Below are 1074 nucleotides of genomic sequence, written 5' to 3'. Positions count from 1 at the left end.
CGGTGGCCGCGGTCGTGGCCGTGGTCGGGTCCGCATCCGCGGCGACCGGCTCGCCCGTCGTGGGCGTCGCGTCGGGCCGCTGCCTCGACGTGATCGGGGACAGCCGCGCGCCCAAGGCCGGCGTCAACATCTACGACTGCGTGCCGAAGCCGAACCAGCTGTGGACGTACACCTCGGCTCGTGAACTGAGGGTCTACGACGACACGATGTGCCTGGACGTCGCCGGGGCGAAGACGACGGCCCCGGCCGCCGTGCAGATCTATCCGTGCAACGGCGGCGCCAATCAGAAGTGGACCCTCAACGCCGACGGCTCCATCACCGGTGTGCAGTCGGGCCTGTGCCTGGACGTGGAGGGCGCGAAGACCGAGAACAGCGCGCTCGTCCAGATGTGGACCTGCAACGGGCAGGGCAACCAGAAGTGGAGATCGTCGGCGGACACCACACCGCCGACGCCGCCGGCCAATCCGCGGGTCCGGGACCTGGTGTGTGACGCCGTGACCTTCGAGTGGGACGCGTCCCGCGACGACGTCGCGGTCGCCTTCTACGACGTCTACCACGACGGCCAGCTGATGACCTCGGTCAGTGGGCAGACGCTGTCGGCCGCCCTGACCGTCGTGCCCGGAGCGTCCTGGGGCCTGTACGTCAACGCCCGTGACGCGGCGGGCAACGTGTCCCAGGCCAGCGCCACGGTGCCGATCACCCCGCCGCCGTGCCGGCCGGACTCGGAGGCGCCGACCACCCCGCACAGCCTCACCGCGACCGCGGCCGGCACCACGGTCACCCTGAGCTGGGCCGCGTCGACCGACAACGAGGGTGTCCGCGCCTACGACATCTACCGTGACGGCGCCAAGGCGGGCACCGTCGCCGGGACGCCGACCGACCCGCCGGCGACCTCGTTCGTCGACAGCGGCCTCGCCCCGGCCCGGCAGTACATGTACGACGTGGTCGCGCGGGACGCCCAGGCCAACGCTTCGCCGCACAGTGCTCCGGCGACTGTCACGACGGGCGCCGGCTGCACCAACCCCGTGTGTTCTTCTTCTGTCGTTTTTTCTTCATCACTTGTTTGAATTAAGT

At 70.2% G+C, this 1074-nt stretch carries 1 protein-coding gene; it reads left to right on the top strand.

Annotated elements, in window-relative coordinates; translation table 11 throughout:
* Positions 1–1067 (top strand): ricin-type beta-trefoil lectin domain protein (locus AB0M20_RS45350; RefSeq protein WP_364307860.1); only part of this gene is annotated, 1067 nt, incomplete at its 5' end.
* Positions 1068–1074: the final 7 nt, after the last annotated feature.

This window comes from Actinoplanes sp. NPDC051633 (assembly GCF_040681735.1).
Taxonomy (GTDB): domain Bacteria; phylum Actinomycetota; class Actinomycetes; order Mycobacteriales; family Micromonosporaceae; genus Actinoplanes.
The sequence above is the reverse complement of the archived record's forward strand: the minus strand, read 5'-3'. Positions and strand labels throughout refer to the sequence as shown.